The sequence below is a fragment of the Variovorax paradoxus genome (assembly GCF_000834655.1).
In the GTDB taxonomy this organism is placed as follows: domain Bacteria; phylum Pseudomonadota; class Gammaproteobacteria; order Burkholderiales; family Burkholderiaceae_C; genus Variovorax; species Variovorax paradoxus_F.
On record NZ_JXQQ01000052.1, the window covers coordinates 64790 to 82544 of the forward strand.

At 69.0% G+C, this 17755-nt stretch carries 19 protein-coding genes; 7 read left to right on the forward strand and 12 right to left on the reverse strand.

Features of this window, described 5'->3' with window-relative positions; all coding sequences use genetic code 11:
* Positions 1-24: 24 nt before the first annotated feature.
* Complete coding sequence (locus RT97_RS21755) at positions 25-696, reverse strand: DUF1294 domain-containing protein (RefSeq protein WP_042580904.1); 672 nt, start codon at positions 694-696, stop codon at positions 25-27.
* Positions 697-980: 284 nt separating this feature from the next.
* Here RT97_RS21755 and RT97_RS21760 point away from each other — a divergent pair, with 284 nt between their 5' ends.
* Together RT97_RS21760 and RT97_RS21765 are read left to right on the forward strand one after the other, a co-directional pair.
* Positions 981-1901 carry a DMT family transporter gene (locus RT97_RS21760; RefSeq protein WP_253278285.1) on the forward strand — a complete coding sequence of 307 codons (921 nt, stop codon included), beginning with the start codon at positions 981-983 and terminating at the stop codon, positions 1899-1901.
* Between the two features lie 38 nt (positions 1902-1939).
* Entirely contained in the window at positions 1940-2842 is a 903-nt protein-coding gene (locus tag RT97_RS21765; protein ID WP_042580906.1) for a hypothetical protein, read from the forward strand.
* Positions 2843-2854: 12 nt separating this feature from the next.
* On the opposite strand, the gene RT97_RS21770 is transcribed toward RT97_RS21765, so the two are convergent.
* Entirely contained in the window at positions 2855-3730 is an 876-nt protein-coding gene (locus RT97_RS21770; RefSeq protein WP_042580907.1) for a CoA transferase, read from the reverse strand.
* 147 nt (positions 3731-3877) lie between these two features.
* Here RT97_RS21770 and RT97_RS21775 point away from each other — a divergent pair, with 147 nt between their 5' ends.
* On the forward strand, positions 3878-4780 hold the full coding sequence (locus RT97_RS21775) for an SDR family oxidoreductase (protein WP_042580908.1): 903 nt from the start codon (positions 3878-3880) through the stop codon (positions 4778-4780).
* A 133-nt stretch (positions 4781-4913) separates the two neighbouring features.
* Here the strand turns inward: RT97_RS21775 and RT97_RS21780 are convergent, their stop codons facing one another.
* Both RT97_RS21780 and RT97_RS21785 read right to left on the reverse strand, forming a co-directional pair.
* Positions 4914-5312 carry a DUF488 domain-containing protein gene (locus tag RT97_RS21780; RefSeq protein WP_042580909.1) on the reverse strand — a complete coding sequence of 133 codons (399 nt, stop codon included), beginning with the start codon at positions 5310-5312 and terminating at the stop codon, positions 4914-4916.
* Positions 5313-5333: 21 nt separating this feature from the next.
* Positions 5334-7199 carry a PhoX family protein gene (locus tag RT97_RS21785; protein ID WP_042580910.1) on the reverse strand — a complete coding sequence of 622 codons (1866 nt, stop codon included), beginning with the start codon at positions 7197-7199 and terminating at the stop codon, positions 5334-5336.
* Between the two features lie 99 nt (positions 7200-7298).
* On the opposite strand from RT97_RS21785, the gene RT97_RS21790 reads away from it, so the two are divergent.
* Positions 7299-8126 carry a crotonase/enoyl-CoA hydratase family protein gene (locus RT97_RS21790; RefSeq protein ID WP_042580911.1) on the forward strand — a complete coding sequence of 276 codons (828 nt, stop codon included), beginning with the start codon at positions 7299-7301 and terminating at the stop codon, positions 8124-8126.
* A 288-nt stretch (positions 8127-8414) separates the two neighbouring features.
* Entirely contained in the window at positions 8415-8729 is a 315-nt protein-coding gene (locus RT97_RS21795) for a hypothetical protein (RefSeq protein ID WP_042580912.1), read from the forward strand.
* Between the two features lie 39 nt (positions 8730-8768).
* Here the strand turns inward: RT97_RS21795 and RT97_RS21800 are convergent, their stop codons facing one another.
* The 3 genes from RT97_RS21800 to RT97_RS21810 all read right to left on the reverse strand — a co-directional run bounded on the left by RT97_RS21800 (position 8769) and on the right by RT97_RS21810 (position 11775).
* Positions 8769-10028, reverse strand: a complete 1260-nt coding sequence (locus RT97_RS21800; RefSeq protein ID WP_042580913.1) for an acyl-CoA dehydrogenase family protein — start codon at positions 10026-10028, stop codon at positions 8769-8771.
* A 100-nt stretch (positions 10029-10128) separates the two neighbouring features.
* A complete protein-coding gene (locus RT97_RS21805) occupies positions 10129-11271 on the reverse strand; it encodes a DSD1 family PLP-dependent enzyme (protein ID WP_042580914.1) in 1143 nt (380 codons plus the stop codon).
* Positions 11272-11439: 168 nt separating this feature from the next.
* Positions 11440-11775, reverse strand: coding sequence for a hypothetical protein (locus RT97_RS21810; protein WP_253278286.1), 336 nt, complete (start codon positions 11773-11775; stop codon positions 11440-11442).
* A gap of 183 nt (positions 11776-11958) precedes the next feature.
* Here RT97_RS21810 and RT97_RS21815 point away from each other — a divergent pair, with 183 nt between their 5' ends.
* Positions 11959-12231 (forward strand): hypothetical protein, encoded by a 273-nt coding sequence (locus RT97_RS21815; protein WP_042580915.1) that lies wholly within the window; start codon positions 11959-11961, stop codon positions 12229-12231.
* Between the two features lie 25 nt (positions 12232-12256).
* Here the strand turns inward: RT97_RS21815 and RT97_RS21820 are convergent, their stop codons facing one another.
* From RT97_RS21820 to RT97_RS21840, 5 genes are read right to left on the reverse strand one after another with little or no spacing between them, the layout of a single operon-like run.
* Positions 12257-13324 (reverse strand): ABC transporter ATP-binding protein, encoded by a 1068-nt coding sequence (locus tag RT97_RS21820; RefSeq protein ID WP_042580916.1) that lies wholly within the window; start codon positions 13322-13324, stop codon positions 12257-12259.
* 43 nt (positions 13325-13367) lie between these two features.
* On the reverse strand, positions 13368-14288 hold the full coding sequence (locus RT97_RS21825) for a carbohydrate ABC transporter permease (protein ID WP_080898380.1): 921 nt from the start codon (positions 14286-14288) through the stop codon (positions 13368-13370).
* A complete protein-coding gene (locus RT97_RS21830; protein ID WP_042580917.1) occupies positions 14275-15183 on the reverse strand; it encodes a carbohydrate ABC transporter permease in 909 nt (302 codons plus the stop codon). Before RT97_RS21830 ends, RT97_RS21825 begins: the two co-directional genes overlap by 14 nt.
* Positions 15184-15194: 11 nt before the next feature.
* Positions 15195-16556, reverse strand: coding sequence for an ABC transporter substrate-binding protein (locus tag RT97_RS21835; RefSeq protein WP_042580918.1), 1362 nt, complete (start codon positions 16554-16556; stop codon positions 15195-15197).
* Between the two features lie 13 nt (positions 16557-16569).
* Complete coding sequence (locus RT97_RS21840; protein ID WP_042580919.1) at positions 16570-17529, reverse strand: TauD/TfdA dioxygenase family protein; 960 nt, start codon at positions 17527-17529, stop codon at positions 16570-16572.
* A gap of 23 nt (positions 17530-17552) precedes the next feature.
* Between RT97_RS21840 and RT97_RS33500 the strand changes: the two genes are divergently transcribed.
* A complete protein-coding gene (locus RT97_RS33500) occupies positions 17553-17726 on the forward strand; it encodes a hypothetical protein (protein WP_172672237.1) in 174 nt (57 codons plus the stop codon).
* Positions 17727-17755: the final 29 nt, after the last annotated feature.

Consider the following 17755-nt stretch of genomic DNA (forward strand, 5'->3'; position numbering starts at 1 on the left):
GTCTAGGACCGCACGCAGCGACCGTCAGGCCGCGGCAGGATGCCCCTGCAGCCAGAAAACCCAGGCCAGCAACGCCGCGCAGTGAATGACGACGGTGGCGCGGTACACGAGCAGAAAGCTCTGCTTGCTCGACTTGTGGCGCAGCAGCCTTTGCGCGGCCCAGGCACCCGGCCAGCCGCCCGTCAGCGCGAGCAGGTGCAGGGTGCTTTCCTTCGTGCGCCAGCGGCCGGTCTGTGCGGCGTTCTTGTCCAGGGCGTAGGCGAAGAAGGCCAGCAGGCTCAGCCCCGGTACCACGCCGAGAACCAGCAGAGGCAAGCGCCCGGACCAGACTGCCGCGCCCACCAGCACCGCATACGCCAGCAGGAAAATCAGACCCGACGAGGCCGAGGACCCCGAGGGGCTTTCGCGGTGCCGATTGGCCCGCCTCGGGGCAGGGCGGCGATGGCTGTCGATGGGCGTGCGTTTCGGCATCGGCCGTGAGGCATTGGCCGATGCCGCCTGCACGGCCACGGCGCGCGGCCCCTTGCCGCCGACATGGATCTCTTCGAAGCTCAGTTCCATGCCCACCTGCGGCAACACCCGCCGGTCGCTGAAGTCGCGCAGATGCACGAACACATCGGCCGACACGTCGGGGCTGCGGATGAAACCGAAGCCTCGGTCGGCTTCCCATCGGACGAGTCGGCCTTGGCGTTTCATGTGTGGCGGTGGGAGAGAGGAGGGCACATGGCCGCGATTGTCCCTTGTGCTTTTCCTTGCCCCCGCTGTGCCCGGCTTCTATCATCGGCCGCTCATGCACCTGCACCACTCTCCCCCTCCGTCGACCTGCCTCTGACGCGCGCCTCGCGCCGCGCTCAGACCTGCAAGTGGTCGCCGTCGTCCGCCTTCTTCTGCAAGGCGGGCTGACGGCCGGATGGTCATGCCCGCCTTCGACAAGAACGAGCGGCGGGCGTCATGGAGAACTTTCAACAATGAACGCAAGAATGTTTGCCGCCCTGGCCTGGGGCGGCGTGTTGCTGGCCGGCGCGCTGTGGGGCGGCGGTGCGCTGGTGGCGCAATTCCTCATCGATGGCGGCATCGCGCCGCAGAGCCTGTCGCTGGCGCGCTTCGCACTGGGGGTGCCGCTGCTGTGGTGGCTGCATTGGAGGATGCAGCGCAGGGCGCAGTGCACCGACGCGCGCTGGCGCGAGCTGACCCGGCGCGAGCAGGCCCAGGTCGTCGGCACCGGCGCTGCGATGGCGCTCAACGTGAGCTGCTGGTTCGCGGGCATCGCGCACCTGGGCGCCGCGCTGCCGACGGTGATCTCGATCTGCTGCGCGCCAGTGATCGTCGCGCTCGTCTCGGTGCTGCGCGGCTACGAACCTTTCGGCCTGCGCCTGCTCGGCGGCCTTGGGCTGGCGGTCGTGGGCGTGGCGCTGCTGGTGCTGCCCGCCGATGGGTGGGGCCCGCTGCCCGCCGGGCATGTCGCAGGACTCGCCTGGTCGTTCGGCTCGGCTTTCTGCTATGCGATGGTGGTGCTCGGCAACGCGCGCATGCCGGTGCGCGTGCCGGCCGTCACGGCGTCGGCCTGGGGCATGAGCGTGGCGGCGCTGTGCATGCTCGCGGTCGCGTGGCCGGGCGGCATCACCTGGCCCGGCAATGCGGCCCAATGGCTGGGCGCCGCCTACACGGGCGTGGTCACGACCTCGGTGGCCTACCTGGCATTCGCCTGGGGGGCGCGGCGCCTGTCGCCGACGGCGGCGGTGGTCGGCACGCTGATCGAGCCGCTCGTGGCCGCGTTGCTGGCGGCGCTGCTGCTGGCCCAGCCGATGACGCCCCGGCAGTGGCTGGGTGCCGTGCTGCTCGCCGTGGCGATGCTGCTGCTCGTGCGGCCCGGCGCGAAGCCCGCGCCGGAAGCCGACTGAAGGCCATCCTGGGGCGGTCCGTTGTATGGTGTGACCCCATGAGCAGATCGCCCCACCTGCCGGTATCTTGGACACGCACCCTGTGCGGCGCCGTCCTGTTCGCAGCCTCGCTGCAGGCCTGTCTTGCAGCGCCGCCCGAGCCCGCCGCGCCCGCGCAGGCGCTGCGCGACACCCATCAGCGCCTGAGCGAGAAGCTCGACCACAGCAGCTTCGGCCGCCCCGTGCAGCTGGACTCCAGCGAGACGCCCGGCGGCCTGGAGGGCGACATCTACGCCGTGATCGACCACCCGCTGCCCGAGGTCACGGCCGCGTTCAAGGGGTCGGCCCATTGGTGCGAGCTGCTCACGCTGCACATCAACAACCGGCGCTGCAAGACGGCGACGGCGCAAGGGCGCGAGACACTGACGCTCTACGTCGTGCGGCGCTACGACAAGCCGGTCGAGCAGGCTTTCGAGCTGCCCTTCGTCTACCGCGTGGCGAACGCGACGCCCGAGCACCTGTCGGTCGAGCTCTCGGCCGCGAGTGGCCCGTTCGGCACGAGCAACTACCGCGTCACGCTCGAAGCGATTGCGCTGGACGCGCAGAAGAGCTTCGTGCACTTCAGCTACGGCTACGACCACAACATGATGGTGCGCTTGGCCACCCAGGCCTACCTGGCGACCTTCGGCCGCGACAAGGTCGGCTTCACCGTGGTGGGCAAGGCACCCGATGGCAAGCCCGAATACATCCGCGGCATGCGCGGATTGGTCGAGCGCAATGCCATGCGCTACTTCCTCACGCTCGACGCCTACCTCTCGACCGATGCGAAGGACGCCTCCGAGCGCCGCCAGCGCCACTGGTTCGCAGGCGCAGAGCAGTTCCCGCGGCAGCTGCACGAGGTCGACCTGGACACCTACCTCGCACTCAAGCGCGAAGACCGGCAGCGCGACGGCGCGCGCTGAAAACCCGGCCCTTCAATCGGCCAGCGTGAGCAGCGGCACATCGCGCTCGCGGCTCATGGCATCGAGCTCTGCGCGCGTGCGCCTCGCCAGCCACGCCGCCAGCGCCTCGTGCGTGGCCGCGGCCATCATGTCGGGCGGCGTCACGCCGGCCGCTTCGCAGAGGCGATTCGCGAAGTGCGGCTCCAGCGCCGCGACCGCCACGCGGCCATCGGCGCACGGGTAGACGCGGTAGCCGGCATGCGCGCCGCCGACCGCGCCCGTGAGCTGCGTGAGGCCCCAGGTGCGCGGCAGGGCGAGCCAGTCGGCCGATGCATTCAGCGCCACTTCGAGGTAGATGCCCTCGGCCTTCTCGCCGCCACGGGCGCGATGCAGCATCGCCGTCAGCACCGCCTCGCTCGCGAGCAGGGCGCCGCCCATGTCGGCGTACAGCGTGGGCGGCAGCTCGGTGCCAGGCACGAGGCCGCTTTCGGCGACGTAGGTGAGGTCATGGCCCGGCTCCTCGGCGCGCTCGCCCGGTGCGCCGACGATGGCCACCTGCGACAGCGACGGATGCCGCGCCTGCAGCGCGGGCCAGTCCAGGCCCAGCTTGCGCAGCGCGGAGGGGCGGAACGAGGTGAGCAGCACGTCGGTCTTCGCGAGCGCGGCGTGCAACTGCTGCTGGCCCGCTTCGGTCTTGAGGTCCGCGGCCTCGATGGCGATGCCTTCGTGCAGCGCGGCATACGCCGGCTTGTTGTAGAGCGCCATCGGGTCGCCGCCCGGCGGTTCGAGCTTCAGGCAACTGGCGCCCATCCGGCGGCAGCGCAAGAGCGCGGCCGGGCCGGGCAGGTTGAGCGCAAGGCTCAGGACGCGCACGCCGTCGAGCGGCAGGAAGGAGGTGGGGCTGGACATGGGGTCGATCCGCAAAACAGGTCAGCGGCCATTCTCACCCCGGGTGGCCGGGAGCCAGATTGCGCAAGCCGCCGCGCGGGCGGCGCGCGTAGCATGCGCGATGGCAGCGCTCGTCCTTGCCGCTGCCGCAGACCCAAGGAGACCCCTATGTTCGAAGCTTCCCTGATGAGCGGCCAGCGCATCCTCGTGACCGGCGGCGGCACCGGCCTCGGCCGCGCGATGGCCGAGCGATTCCTCAGCCTGGGCGCCGACATCGCCATCTGCGGGCGGCGCCAGTCGGTGTGCGAGGAAACTGCGGCCGAATGGCGCCAGCAGTTCCCGGGCCGGCGCATCGACACCTTCGGCGTGGACATCCGCATCGCGCAGAGCGTGGACGAGATGGTCGAGAGCCTGTTCCAGAGCGGCGGCCTCACCGGCCTCGTCAACAACGCCGCGGGCAACTTCGTCGCGCCGACCGAGAGCCTCTCGCCGCGCGCCTTCGACGCGATCGCGAACATCGTCTTCCACGGCAGCTTCTACGTGACGCAGGCGGTGGGCAAGCGTTGGGTGGCCGAGGCCAAGTCGGGCAAGTGGAAGCAGGGCGACCCCTTCCGCAGCGTGATGAGCATCATCGTGACCTGGGTCGACAACGGCAGCCCCTACGTCGTGCCGTCGGCCATGAGCAAGGCCGGCATCGAGGTGATGACCAAGTCGCTCGCGGTGGAGTGGGCGCGTTACGGCGTCCGCCTGAACGCCGTGGGACCCGGCGAGATTCCGACCGAAGGCATGAGCAAGCGCCTGAACCCGGGCGAGGAGCCCGGTGCGCGCACCAAGGAGATGAGCCCGATGGGGCGCACCGGCCGCATGAGCGAGCTGCAGAACATCGCCGCCTTCCTGATGGCGCCCGGCCAGTGCGACTGGCTCACGGGACAGAGCATCATGATGGACGGTGGCAATGCGCTGGCCAACGGCGGCAGCTTCTACGAGCTGCGCCAGTGGAGCGACACCGACTGGAAGGACGCGCGCGAACGCATCGAGGCGCAGAACCAGAAGGACAAGGCGCAGCGCTGAAAAGGCGTGAACGAATCCGCGATGCCCGTTCATCTCGCCGAGGCGCGCCCACGGGGTTCGCCGCGTGCGCTGGCGGCGTACTCGTCGTGCGCGGAAGACCTGCCGGCGTTCCTGGCATCGCTCCAGGTGTAGTTCAGTCGGCGATATCGGCGCCGCGCTCGGTCAGCAGACCGCGCAGCAGCGAGCGGTGGCAGCGCGATTCGTCTTCGCAATAGCAGCCGACCGCCATCGCGGTGGCGTGCGACAGCGCGGCCAGCAGGTCGAGGCTGCGGCTCGCGTCGGCCTCGGCCATCTCGGCCTTGTACTTGCGCGCGAAGGCGTTCCATTTCGCGGGCTCCCCGGTCGCCTGCGCCTCCTGGCCCAGCTTCATCGTCTCGGCGGACGGCGCGAGGTTCGGGTACCACACGTCGTACCAGTCCTGCGAGGCGAACTCGGTCTTCGGAACGCCGCGCGGCGGGCGGCGCACGGTGCCGATGCGCAGGCCCTCGCCGGGTGCGCGCGGTGTGCCCAGGCGAACGATGCGGATGCTCATGGATGGGTCTCCTTCTTCTCGTCAGGTGCCGACGATGCCGCCGTCGCGACGCCGGATTGCAAGCGTCGCCGAGCGCGGGCGCGCGCTGCCGAGCGTGGTGCCGTCGGGCCATGCGCTGACGGGCGTGGCGTTGCCGTCGTCGCGCGCCTCGCCCGGATGCTGGATGTTCACGAACAGCGTGCGGCGGTCCGGCGTGACCACGCAGCCGGTGATCTCGCTGCCGCTCGGTCCCGTCAAAAAGCGCTTGATCTGCCCCGTGGCCGGGTCGGCGCACAGCATCTGGTTGTTGCCCAGCGACGCGTAGGCGGGCTTGCCGATCACCTGGCCGCTCATGTCGGTCTGGATCCAGAGCAGGCCGCCGCTGTCGAAATGCAGGCCGTCGGGGCTGCCGAACATGTCGGCGTCGGCCGAGGGGTAGCGCGCGCCGCTGCCCGCCTGGGCGGGATCGCCTGCGAGCGCGAAGTGGTCCCAGGCGAAGCCGGTGCTCGCCGCATCGCCGCCGTCCTCGCGCCAGCGCAGGATGCCGCCGAAGAGGTTGTTGGCGCGCGGGTTGGCCGCATCGGGGGCGGGCTTGCCGGCGTCGCCGCGCTGGCTGTTGTTGGTGAGGGTGACATACACCTCGCCGCTCGCGGGATGCACGGCGATCCACTCGGGGCGGTCCATCTTCGTGCCGCCGACGATGTCGCCCGCCAGGCGGGCGTGGATCAGCACCTCGGCGGGGCCCGCAAAGCCATTGGCCGCGTCGAGGCCGTTGCGGCCATGCGTGAGCTCGAGCCACCGGCCGCGCCCGCCGGCGTCGTAGCGCGCCACGTAGAGCGTGCCGTCGTCGAGCAGCTGGCGGTTGGCGGCACGCGCGGCCGCGTCGGTGCCGGCGCGCACCTTCTCGCGGCTCACGAACTTGTAGATGTATTCGAAGCGCGCGTCGTCTCCCATGTAGACGACCACGCGGCCGTCCTTTGCCACGGTGCAGGTGGCGCTCTCCTGGCGCTTGCGGCCGAGCGCCGTGCGCTTGACGGGCGTGGATGTCGCATCGAACGGATCGATCTCCACCACCCAGCCGAAGCGGTGCGGCTCGTTCGGATGGCGCGTGAGGTCGAAGCGCTCGTCGAAGCGCCAGTACTCGACCCATTGCGAACCCGGGACCGTGCCGTAGCGGCGCTGTGCATCCGTCATGTCCTTGGCCGCTTCCTTCGGCCCGCCGAAGTAGCCATGGAAGTTCTCTTCGCAGGTGAGGTACGTGCCCCAGGGCGTGACGCCCATCGCGCAGTTGGCGAAGGTGCCGAACACCTGGTCGCCGGCCGGGTTGGCGGCGGTGCGCATCGGCGGCGTGCCCGCGGCCGGGCCGGCGATGCGCATGGCGGTGTTGCCGTGGATGCGGCGCGCGAAGGGCGAGGGCAGCACCTGCTGCCAGCCGGCGGCGGTGCGGCGCACCTCGATCACCGAGACCCCCATTGCATGGAGCGACTTGCGCACCTTGTCCGCGGTCCACACCTTGACGCCGTCGGCGTGCAGCAGTTGCTCGTCGGTGTATTCGTGGTTCATCACGAGCAGGCCGCGCGCGCCGGTCGCATCGAGCGCGAAGAAGTGCATGCCGTCGTGGTGCATGCCGGCCTGCACCGCCTGGTCGGCCGCGCTGTTGGAGCCATCGGGGGCGAATGCCGGCATCCGGTCCGCGATGCCGGTGGGCGCGCCCCACGGATAGAGCAGCTGCCATTCGTATTCGGGCGGCACGACGACGGCGTCGCGCAGGGACGCGGGCACGCCGGTGAAACCGGGCGCGTTGCCGCTGCGCGCCGCGGAAGGCAACGCGCAGCCCTGGCCGAACAGCGCCACCACGGCGGCGGCCGAGCCCGATTGAAGAAGAAAGTGACGGCGGTCCAGCGGCATGGCAGGGGTGTGGGGTGGACGACAGGCGCCATCATCGCCCAGGCGCCGCGCCGGGCGATACTGGCCAGAACCCACGACGGGACCTACAAGGAGACACGCATGAGCGATCGCATCGAATGGACCCGCCACCCCGACGGCGTGGTGGAACTGCAACTGGCACGCGCCGACAAGATGAACGCGCTCGACCCCGCGATGTTCGATGCGCTCATCGAAGCCGGCGAAGCGCTGCGCGGCGACAAGGCGGTGCGCGCCGTGGTGATCGCCGGCCGCGGCAAGGCGTTCTGCGCGGGGCTCGACATGGCGTCGTTCGAGCGCATGCAGCAGGGTGCGGGCGAAGGTGTGCTGGGGGAGGGCGCGGCCGGGGCCGACCTGGTCGAGCGCACCCACGGCATCTCCAACGCCGCACAACACGTCGCGATGGTCTGGCGCGAAGTGCCGGTGCCGGTCATCGCCGCGGTGCACGGCGTGGCCTTCGGTGGTGGCCTTCAGGTGGCGCTGGGGGCGGACATCCGCATCGTCGCGCCCGACACGAAGCTGTCGGTCATGGAGATCAAGTGGGGCCTCGTGCCCGACATGGCCGGCATGGTGCTCATGCGAGAGCTGGCGCGCAGCGACGTGGTGCGCGAACTCACCTTCACCGGTCGCATCTTCTCGGGCGAGGAGGCGCTGCGTATCGGCTTCGCCACGCGGCTCTCGGCCGAACCGCTGGCCGAGGCGCTGCAGATGGCGCACGAGATCGCCGCCAAGAGCCCCGATGCGGTCCGCGGCGGCAAGCGCCTCCTCAATGCGGCCATGTCGCAGGGTGCCGCGGAGCTGCTGATGGCCGAATCGGTCGAGCAGAAAGCGCTGATCGGCAGTGCGAACCAGGCCGAGGCGGTGAAAGCCAACATCGAGCGCCGAGCGCCGCGCTTTTCTCCGCCGGCTTGACCGGCCCCCGCTGGTTTTGCCGCCCCCGCGCTTCGAAAGAGGCGTGGGGCTTTCGCCTTTTTTTGAGCATCTTTACGCATTTCGATTGCTCAAAAAGGTAGCACTTGGCACGCCTTAGGTATCTATGTGTAAGAATTAAGTAGTTGTTTTAAAGGAAGGATGGGCGGAAATGGAGTCAATTTGTGTGCACAAGGTCACGCCTTGCCGAGAAGCAGCCCCGTGGAAGGATGGCCCATGGACGCGCAGTCCTTAACAATTCAACGCTTTGCCTAGCGACGGCAATCCTGCATGTCGACGACCACGTTTTTTTGCAACCTCAGTGTGCCCATCCTGGTGGGTGAGGATCGCTACAAGTACGTCCCCATCGTTGGGGTTTTCCGCAGCATTCCATTCGATCAAGTCGACGAGTGGGTGATGCATCCCGACGGCGGACCGCGCAGCGATCGCGAACTCGCTGCCGAAGTGCTTGTCGAGATCAGGAAGCCGCTCGGCGCGAGCGGCCGCACGGCGCCCCACGCCTTCGATGTGGCCGACATCCTGCAGCTGGACCGCGCCGCTGCCATCGTCGTCTCCACTTTCCTCGCCGCACTGCCTCGCGTCTGAGACCTTCGCCTTCCTTGCACCGCTGGCCCTCGCGTCAGGTCAGGCCGCAATCGCTCCCACCGCCCAGTAGAACGTCGGCCTCGCTCCGTTGAGCAGGTGATCGCCGACCACGCGCCCCTTGTAGATCGTCGGGTTGTGCGACGCCAGCGTGCGCGCGTTGCGCCAGTGGCGGTCCAGCCGCCGGTCTTCCTGCAGCGCCGAGGCGCCCCCGATGTCGAAAAGCCGCGTGCCGGCCTGCAGCACCGCATCGACGATGCCGGCCTGCGCCTTGGCGGTGTTGAGCTCCACCTCGAAAAGCAGGCTCTCGGGCACGGATTCGCCGCGCTGGCGGAAGCGATCGATCTCGCCGAGCCCGCGCGCCACGGCCTGCACCGTCGAGGCGGCGATGAACGCGGTGCTCGCCAATTGGCCGATGACCTGCTGCACCAGCGGATCTTCGCGCGGCGTGTCGCCGCTGCCGTGACTGTAGACGCGCTTGCGCGGCTGCACGAAGGCGACCGCGTCGCGCACGATCGCGCGGGCGATGCCGGCCAGCGTGGCCAGGTGCGTGAGCTGGAAATGGGCGGTCAGCGGCGTCGGCTGGTCGCGCACGTAGAGCAGCACGTTCTCGGGCTTCACCCGCACGTTCCGAAAGCGTGTCGTGCCCGAAGCGCTCAGCCGCTGGCCGAAGCCGCGCCAGTCGTCCACGCGCTCCACGCCAACCGCTTCCGAGGGCACGAGCGCGATCACGCGGTCGCTGCTGCCGTCGGCGTTCAGGCGCTGCGCCGAGACCGAGATCCAGTCGGCGTAGAGCGTGCCGGTGCTGTAGTACTTGTCGCCGTCGAGCCGCCATGCATCGCCGTCGCGCGACAGCGTGGTCTGCAGTGCGCCGAGTGCGCCTTCGCCCAGTTCGGTGGTGGCGTTGCCGAAGACCACGCCTTCCGCGGCGAGGCGCATCCACGGGCCATGCAGCGAGGGGTCGATCTCGGCGAACAGCCGCTCGATGAAGCCGAAGTGCGCGCGCAGGATCTGCGGCAGGTTGGAGTCGGCCTCGCCCAGTTCGATGAGCAGGTCGTACAGCTGCTCGACCGAGGCGCCCAGGCCGCCGTATTCGACGGGCACGCGCAGCGCGCCGAAGCGTTCGGCGTTGAGCCAGGCGACGGGTTCGTAGGCCAGTTCGCGCTCGTTCTCGCGCTGCGCCGCGTGCACGGCGATGCGATCGAAGATGGGGCGAAAACGCGCAAGGAGCTGTTGCGAGGAGGGCGCTGCCGGCGCCGCGTCGGCGCGCGCCGGGCGCTGTGTGTCTTGGAGGATTGCCATTGGCGGGAACTGTGCCCCCGCAGCACCCGTCTTGGGAAATACGCTTTCCGAGTTTCCTTATGCCGACCGCCGCAACCGGCTGCCGGCCATGGGTTATCGGCTAGCGCTTGCCGCGCGCATCCACCGGCCAGATCGCCACCAGCGCCCCGCCTTCGACCACGTGATAGACGTCGTGCAGGTTCACCGTCGGATCGCAATGCGGCGTCACGAACTCGATGCGCGTGCCCAGCGCCGGGCGCGCCCCCGCGGGCAGCAGCTTGCCGTGCTCGTCGCCGAAGAAGGCATAGCGGCTCGCGGCATCGGTGCCGCGCGCGACCAGCGGCACGCCGCCGTCGGTGGCGAAGCACTTGGTGCCGCCGTCGACCGTGACCCAGTCCGCCGCATTGGTGCTGACCACGGCGGTCTGCACGAAGAGGGCCACCTCGAAGGGCGAGGGCTCGGTGCCGGTGGCCAGCACCTGGGTGTATTCCGCGTCCATGAAGACATAGGAGCCGGCCTGCAGTTCGGTGAAGGCGTTCTCTTCCGAATCGAGGTCGTGGGTGCCGGTGCCGGCGCCGGTGACGATCTCGAAATTGAACCCCTTGCGCCGTGCCGCCGCGACGATGCCCGCCACGGTTTCGCGCAGGCCCGCGGCCGCGGCGCTGCGCTCCTCGCGCGCCACGATGTGCTGCAGGTTGCCGGCATAGGCCTGCAGGCCGCGCAGCCTGAGGCGCGGCTCGCCGGCGATGGCGGTGGCGAGCGCCAGCACCTGCGCCTCGTTCGCGGCGCCGGTGCGGTTGTAGCCGGCGCCGTAGTCGACAAGCACCGGGAGCGGGTGCAGCAACCCGCCCGCGGCCCGGGCCAGGTCGGCCACGTTGGCCAGGTTGTCGGCCACCACCATCACGCCGCCCGGTGCCGCGCGCTCGGCCAGCTTGACCAGGCGCGCGATCTTGCTCGGCGTGACGGCCGGCGAGGTGATCAGCACGCTGCGGATGCCGCCGTCGACCATGACCTCCGCTTCGCCCAGCGTGACGCAGCTCACGCCGATGGCGCCCGCGGCCACCTGGCGGCGGGCGATCTCGACCGATTTGTGCGTCTTGACGTGCGGCCTGAGGCCGATGCCGCGCGCCTTGGCGAAAGCGGCCATGCGCTCGATGTTGCGTGTCATCGCGGGCAGGTCGATCAGCAGCGCGGGCGTGTCCAGCAGGTGGCGTCCACCGGGAACGCCGACCAGCGGCGCGTTGGGATGCAGGAGGCGGGGCATTCTTTTGTCTTCCTTCGTTCTTGGATTCGGATGTGCGATGCGTGGGGTGCATGCGGGCGAAATGATCGCATCCAATATTCGCACGATCCATGGGGGTGCGAACGGCCACCGTGGCGCTGTGCGCCGTAGCGCGGCGAGGTCGTGTGGCGTGGGCCGTGCAGGCCCGGCCTACCTGGTGCGCTTCGCGGCGCTGGTCGGCACGCCGTCGTCGCTTGGGAACCCGTCATCGCGCGGCCGCAGGGCCAGCCACCAGAGCAGCGCGGCGTTGACCGCCCAGCTGCCTGCGATCAACAGCAGCGCGGTGCTCGCCACGCCGGGCGAGAGGTCGAGCGTCAAGAGGCCCAGCGACCACGGCAGGCCGCCCGCGATGGCGACCAGCATGCCCACGTCGCTCTCCGGCACGACGGCGCTGCCCAGCACGCACACCACGCCGGCGACCGTGTAGATCGACGCCGCGATGCGCCAACCGGGGCGAAGAGACCGTGGTGAAAGCGCCGTGGACATGACCCGAGCATCGCCGATAGCGGTGCCTGCCGTGAAGGCTGGATTCGCGAAGGAACGTAGTGTTTTGGCGACGGTCGGCGGGGAAGGGTGCCAAGCTTTTCACGATCGCCGCGCTCCGGTGCGGCAGCAGAATCTTCACGGGCGTTTCGCGCGACTGTCACTCGGAGGCGCCACCATGGCTGCATGGCTGGCCAACTCATCTCCATTTCTCTCACCGTCGACCAACACGATGCCGGGGACTATTTCTGGGTGCTCCTCGAATCCTTCGACAACTCGATGGAGTTCGAGCCGCTGATGGAGGCCGCCACGGGCTTCGCCACCTACGGCGATGCGCTGCACGCGGGCTACGTGGTGCTCAAGGGGTTGTCGGACGACCTGGACGTCGGGCCCCGCGAGGAGGAGGAGGTCGACGATTCGGGCGTGATGGCGCTGGACGGCGTCGGAGACACCGACTGAGGCCCAGGCGCGGCCCTCAATCCAGTCAATTGAGCCGCTGGCCCCCGCTCGCATCGAAAAGGTGCGCCTTCGCCGCCACCGGCCACAGGGGCAGCCGCTCGCCGGGGCGCGCGTCGATGCGGTCGCGGAACGCGGCCATGACCGAATGCCCGCCCAGGCGCAGCGCCACCTGCGTTTCCGAACCCGTCGGCTCGACCACCACGACGTCGGCCGGCAGCCCTTGCCCCGGGTCGATGGTGAAGTTCTCCGGCCGCGTGCCGTAGAGCACGCGATCCCCGTGCGCACCGCCCGACGTGCGCGCCAGCGGCAGCTTCAGGCCGTCGTCCGTCAGCACGTGCGGCGCGCCGTCCAGTTGCAGCCGTCCGGGAATGAAGTTCATCGCGGGCGAGCCGATGAAGCCCGCCACGAATGCGTTGCGCGGCTGGTCGTACAGCGCGAGCGGCTCACCGATCTGCTCGACCAGCCCGTCCTTGAGCACCACGATGCGATCGGCCATGGTCATCGCCTCGACCTGGTCGTGCGTGACGTACACGGTGGTCGTGCCCAGGCGCTGGTGCAGGGCCTTGATTTCGGTGCGCATCTGCACGCGCAGCTTGGCGTCCAGGTTCGACAGCGGTTCGTCGAAGAGAAACGCCTGCGGCTGCCGCACGATGGCCCGCCCCATGGCCACGCGCTGCCGCTGGCCGCCCGAGAGCTGGCGCGGGCGCCGCTGCAGGAGCTCGCCCAGGCCCAGCGTGTCGGCCGCCTGCTGCACGCGCCGGGCGATCTGGTCTTTCGCAACGCCCTGGATCTGCAGGCCGAAGCCCAGGTTCTGCGCCACCGTCATGTGCGGGTAGAGCGCGTAGTTCTGGAACACCATCGCCACGTCGCGGTCGCGCGGCGCCGTGTCGTTGATGCGGCGCTCGCCCAGCAGGATGTCGCCGCCCTCGGCGGTTTCCAGCCCGGCGATCACGCGCAGCAGCGTCGACTTGCCGCAGCCGCTCGGCCCTACCAGCGCGACGAACTCGCCGTCGCGGATGTCGATGTCGATGCCGCGGATCACCGGGGTGGTGCCGAACTGCTTGAAGAGCTTGCGGATGCTGAGGGAGGCCATGGATTTTTTGGGTGGTGTCTCGTTTGTTCGCGACGGCCGTGCGTCAGTCCTTGACGCCGCCGGCCGTCAGGCCGCGCACGAGGTACTTGCGCACCAGCACCGTGAAGACGATGACCGGGAACATCACCAGCGTGCCGCTCGCGGCGATCTTGGTCCACTCCCAGCCTTCGTACTGCAGGAAGTTGACGATCGCCACGGGCGCGGTGATGGCGTTGGTGCGCGTGAGGATCAGCGCGTAGAAGAAGTCGTTCCACGAGAAGATGAAGCACATCACCGCGGTCGCCGCCAGGCCCGGCGCGGTGAGCGGCAGGGCCACCCGCCAGAACGCCTGCCAGACGCCGCAGCCGTCGATCCATGCGGCTTCTTCGAGCGATGCCGGCACGGCCTCGAAGAAGGTCTGCATGAGCCAGATCACGATGGCCAGGTTGAAGGTGAGGTAGACGATGGCCAGGCCGATCACCGTGTCCTGCAGCCCCAGGTACTGGTAGGCCAGGAAGAACGGAATGGTGAAGGCGATGGGCGGCGCCATGCGCGTCACCAGGATCCACAGCGCGATGCGGTCGCGGCCCTTGAAGTTCCAGCGCGTGAGCGCGTAGGCCGCGGGCACGCCGATCACCAGCGAGAAGCCGGTCGACAGCGTGCTCACCAGCAGGCTGTTGCCGAACGACTTGAGGAAGTTGCCCTGCAGGAGGCTCGTGAAGCCCTCGAGCGTGGGCACGAAGAAAAGGGCGTCGTCGAAGATGTCGGCCGCCGGCTTGAAGGCCAGTTGCACCAGCCACAGGAAGGGCGAGAGCACGAGCAGCACCAGCACCGCAACCGTGAGCGCGCGCCCATGTGTCCGTCCATATGTGCGCCACCACGGCGCGCGGCCGCGGCCGGCCGTGCCGATGTTGGCGAGGCCCGCGCCTTCTTCGTGCGCGCCGGCCAGGTCGGCGGCGTCCAGCGTGCGGCTAATGCTGTTCATGGTTGCTCCACCCCAGCCGGCCGACCAGCCAGCTCAGCACGAAAACGCCCACCAGCATCACCGTGGCGATGGCGCTCGCGTAGCCCCAGTAGGAGAAGTTGAAGGCCTGGATGAACCCGTAGTAGTTGGTGACCTCGGTCACGTTGCCGGGGCCGCCGTTGGTCAGCACGTAGATGAGCGGAAAGGCCTTGAAGCTGTCGATGAGCCGAAAGAGCCCGCACACCACCAGGACCGGCCGGATGTAGGGGAACACGATGTAGCGAAACAGCTGCCAGCGGTTGGCGCCTTCGAGCCGGGCGGCCTCCAGCGGCTCGTCCGGAATCATCTGCAGCGAGGCCAGCACCATCAGCATGGTGAAGGGAAACCACTGCCAGGTGTCGGCCAGCGAGATGGCCCAGAGCGCCGTGTCGGGGTTCGCGATGAGCGAGCGCACCGGCAGGCCCAGGTGTTCCAGCACGCGGTGCATCGGGCTCACGTCGGGCGTGTACATGATCTTCCAGATCAGCGCGACGACGATGGGCGGCAGCACCATCGGAATGAGGAACAGCGTGCGCGCGCCCTCGAGCACCCGCGACTTGCCGTTCAGCAGCAGCGCGAGCGCCAGGCCCGCCAGCAACTGCAGCACGACGCTGGAGGCCGACAGCTTGAACTGCACCGCGATGGAGCCGAGGAAGCGGTTGTCGTGCAGCAGTTGCCGGTAGTTGACCAGCGGGTCGTCGAAGCGGAAGGTCGCGGCCGGATCGGTGAGGCTGAGCGGCGTGAAGCTCGCCACCAGCAGCGCCGCGGCCGGCACCAGCGTGATGACCAGCAGCACCGCCAGCGACGGCGACAGCCCCAGCAGGAAGGCGCGACGCCGTTCGGCCTGCCAGCCCGTGGCAAGGAGCGCGGAGGCCATCGCTCAGCGCCTCACAGCTTCAAGCCGCCGCGCTTGAGTTCGGCGATGGAGTTGGCCTGCGCCTGCTGGAACGCCTGCTTGGCCGAGAGCTGCCCGCTCGCGATGAGCTCGATGGCCTTGTTGAGCTGCTGGTCGATCTGCGGGTAGACCGACACGGTGCGGTACTTCATGTGCCCGGTCTTCGAGGCAAGCTCGATGGCGTCGAGCGAGAGCTTGGCCAGGTCGCTGCCGTTGATGACCTGCTTCTGGCGGAACTCGGCCGAGTCGATGTCCGAGCGCCGCGCCGGCGAGCCGTAGCCCGCGGCCACCGCCTTGCGCGTGGTCTGCTTGCTCAGCGCCCACTGGATGAAGGCCCACGCCGCTTCCTTGTTCTTCGAGCCGGCCGGAATGCCGAGTCCGTGCACCGCCGTGCCCGGAAAGCGGCCGGCCGGGCCCTTGGGCACCTGGCCGAACTTCACGGTCTTCAACGTCTTGCTGGTTGCCGCATCGCCCAGTTGCGCGAGGTGCAACTGCCCCGCATCGGTGAAGTTGACGCGCCCCAGCTTGAGCGCCTGCGTGACCTGGTCGGGCTGGTAGGTGATGGCGCCGTCGGGTCCGAACTCGCGCAGCAGGTTCGCGTAGTACTCGCCGGCCGCGATCGCCTCGGGCGTGTCCAGCGTCGGGAACAGGTCGTCGGGGGCCTTGCGGAACACATCGCCGCCGAACGCATGCAGGTAGGGCACGAAGGTCCAGCCGTAATGGTTGTCGGCCACGAAACCGGCCACGCGCTCCTTCTTGTGGACTGCGCGCAGCACCTTCACCAGGTCGTCGGTGGTGTCGGGGAAGGCGAGGCCCGCTTTCTCCAGCAGGTCGAAGCGCGACGATGCGGTCAGCAGCGCCTCGGCGGTCCATGGAATGCCGTAGAGCTTGCCGTCCTTGCCTGTCTCGGGCGCGCGAGCGCCGGGCAGGAAGTCGTTCAGGTCCCAGTCGGCGCCGGTGAGGTTGGGGTTGCGGATGTAGTCGTCCAGCGGCGTGAGCCAGCCCGAATTGATCCAGCGGCTCGAGTAGATGAAGGTGACGTTGACCACGTCGTAGGCCGAGCCGCGCGTGGAGAGTTCCAGGTCCACGCGCTGGTTGTAGACGGGGAAGGAAGGCGCATCGAAGTTCACTTTGGCGCCGGTGAGCGCCTCGAACTCGGGCAGCCACTGCTGCAGCAGCTTGGGATAGGTGGCGCTGAAGGTCGATACGTTCAGCGTGACGCCGGCGAATTTCTTTGCGCCGCCTTGCGCGGCGGCCACACCGCTCAACCCCGGAAGGAGCGATGCGGCACCGAGCGCGGCCGAGGTCTTGAGCAGCTCGCGCCGCTGAAGGCCGAAGAGGGAAGGTTGTGTCATGGAAGCGGTGACCTCAGGCGGTGGCGGAAATGACTTCGTCGATGCGCGCGTCGTTCGTGGCTTCGGGCCGGCTGCGCGTCCTGCTGCGCTGGCCGTCGATGGACACGGCGGCTTCGCCATGCACCGTCACGCGCCGCACCAGACGCGCCTGCGTGCCGTAGTCGTTGATCGCAAAGTGCTGCGTGGCGCGGTTGTCCCAGATCGCCACGTCGTCCTGCTGCCAGCTCCAGCGCACGGTGTTCTCCAGCCGCGTCACGCGGTTCTGCAGCAGTTCGAAGATGCGCGCCGACTCGGTGCTCGACAGCCCCACCAGCTTTTTCACGAAATGCCCGAGCAGCAGCGCGCGCTCGCCCGACACCGGATGCACGTGCACCACCGGATGCTCGGCCTCGTACACGGCAGAGACGAACACGTTGCGGTGGTGGCGAAGCCGCTCTTCTTCCACCTGCACGCGGTCGGCGCCGTAGTCGTAGTCGTTGCTGTGCACGGCCCAGAGCTGGTCGGCCAGTTGCTTGAGTTGCGCGGGAAGGCGCTCGTAGGCGACGGCGGTGTTGGCCCACACGGTGTCGCCGCCGTAGGCCGGGATCTTCACGCCGCGCAGGATGGAGATCTTGGGAAAGGCATCGACGAAGGTCACGTCGGTGTGCCACGAATCGGCTCGCCCGCCGCCCTTGGAGGCGTCCAGTTCGAACAGCCGGGTGCCGGTGGGCGAGGGCACCGTCGGGTGCGCCACCGTGCGGCCGAAGCGCGCACCGAAGGCCTGGTGCTGGGCATCGTCCAGATGCGCTTGCCCGCGAAAGAACAGCACCTTGTGCTTCACCAGTGCCGCGTTGAGATGCTCGACCACTTCGGGCGACAGGTCGGCCGAGAGCTTCAGGCCCTGGACCTCGCCGCCGATGTGGCCCGCCACGCGGCGGATGCGCAGATCGCCGAAGCTGGTGTCGATGGATGAAGAGGCGGCGCTGTCGCTCATGGGAAATCTCCTGTTCGTTCGTCGTGAAGTCCGGACCGGCAATGCCGGAGGCGGCCGATTCTCTGGTCGCAGGCGGCGCGCGCGAACGACTGAATCGTTGTTTCGACATGAGCGAATCTTCTTTGGGTGTCAGCCGGATGTGCTACGTGCGCAAGCGCGCGCCCGGCGCCCGGAAAAAGCATGGCGAAGCCGAATAACGAAGTTCGGATTTCTTCTTTGGCCGCGC

Excerpts from the sequence above, each read along its gene's own strand:
- RT97_RS21755 (WP_042580904.1), bottom strand. The coding sequence starts at position 696 with ATGAAACGCCAAGGCCGACTCGTCCGATGGGAAGCCGACCGAGGCTTC.
- RT97_RS21760 (WP_253278285.1), top strand. The coding sequence starts at position 981 with ATGTTTGCCGCCCTGGCCTGGGGCGGCGTGTTGCTGGCCGGCGCGCTG.
- RT97_RS21765 (WP_042580906.1), top strand. The coding sequence starts at position 1,940 with ATGAGCAGATCGCCCCACCTGCCGGTATCTTGGACACGCACCCTGTGC.
- RT97_RS21770 (WP_042580907.1), bottom strand. The coding sequence starts at position 3,730 with ATGTCCAGCCCCACCTCCTTCCTGCCGCTCGACGGCGTGCGCGTCCTG.
- RT97_RS21775 (WP_042580908.1), top strand. The coding sequence starts at position 3,878 with ATGTTCGAAGCTTCCCTGATGAGCGGCCAGCGCATCCTCGTGACCGGC.
- RT97_RS21780 (WP_042580909.1), bottom strand. The coding sequence starts at position 5,312 with ATGAGCATCCGCATCGTTCGCCTGGGCACACCGCGCGCACCCGGCGAG.
- RT97_RS21785 (WP_042580910.1), bottom strand. The coding sequence starts at position 7,199 with ATGCCGCTGGACCGCCGTCACTTTCTTCTTCAATCGGGCTCGGCCGCC.
- RT97_RS21790 (WP_042580911.1), top strand. The coding sequence starts at position 7,299 with ATGAGCGATCGCATCGAATGGACCCGCCACCCCGACGGCGTGGTGGAA.
- RT97_RS21795 (WP_042580912.1), top strand. The coding sequence starts at position 8,415 with ATGTCGACGACCACGTTTTTTTGCAACCTCAGTGTGCCCATCCTGGTG.
- RT97_RS21800 (WP_042580913.1), bottom strand. The coding sequence starts at position 10,028 with ATGGCAATCCTCCAAGACACACAGCGCCCGGCGCGCGCCGACGCGGCG.
- RT97_RS21805 (WP_042580914.1), bottom strand. The coding sequence starts at position 11,271 with ATGCCCCGCCTCCTGCATCCCAACGCGCCGCTGGTCGGCGTTCCCGGT.
- RT97_RS21810 (WP_253278286.1), bottom strand. The coding sequence starts at position 11,775 with ATGTCCACGGCGCTTTCACCACGGTCTCTTCGCCCCGGTTGGCGCATC.
- RT97_RS21815 (WP_042580915.1), top strand. The coding sequence starts at position 11,959 with ATGGCTGGCCAACTCATCTCCATTTCTCTCACCGTCGACCAACACGAT.
- RT97_RS21820 (WP_042580916.1), bottom strand. The coding sequence starts at position 13,324 with ATGGCCTCCCTCAGCATCCGCAAGCTCTTCAAGCAGTTCGGCACCACC.
- RT97_RS21825 (WP_080898380.1), bottom strand. The coding sequence starts at position 14,288 with ATGAACAGCATTAGCCGCACGCTGGACGCCGCCGACCTGGCCGGCGCG.
- RT97_RS21830 (WP_042580917.1), bottom strand. The coding sequence starts at position 15,183 with ATGGCCTCCGCGCTCCTTGCCACGGGCTGGCAGGCCGAACGGCGTCGC.
- RT97_RS21835 (WP_042580918.1), bottom strand. The coding sequence starts at position 16,556 with ATGACACAACCTTCCCTCTTCGGCCTTCAGCGGCGCGAGCTGCTCAAG.
- RT97_RS21840 (WP_042580919.1), bottom strand. The coding sequence starts at position 17,529 with ATGAGCGACAGCGCCGCCTCTTCATCCATCGACACCAGCTTCGGCGAT.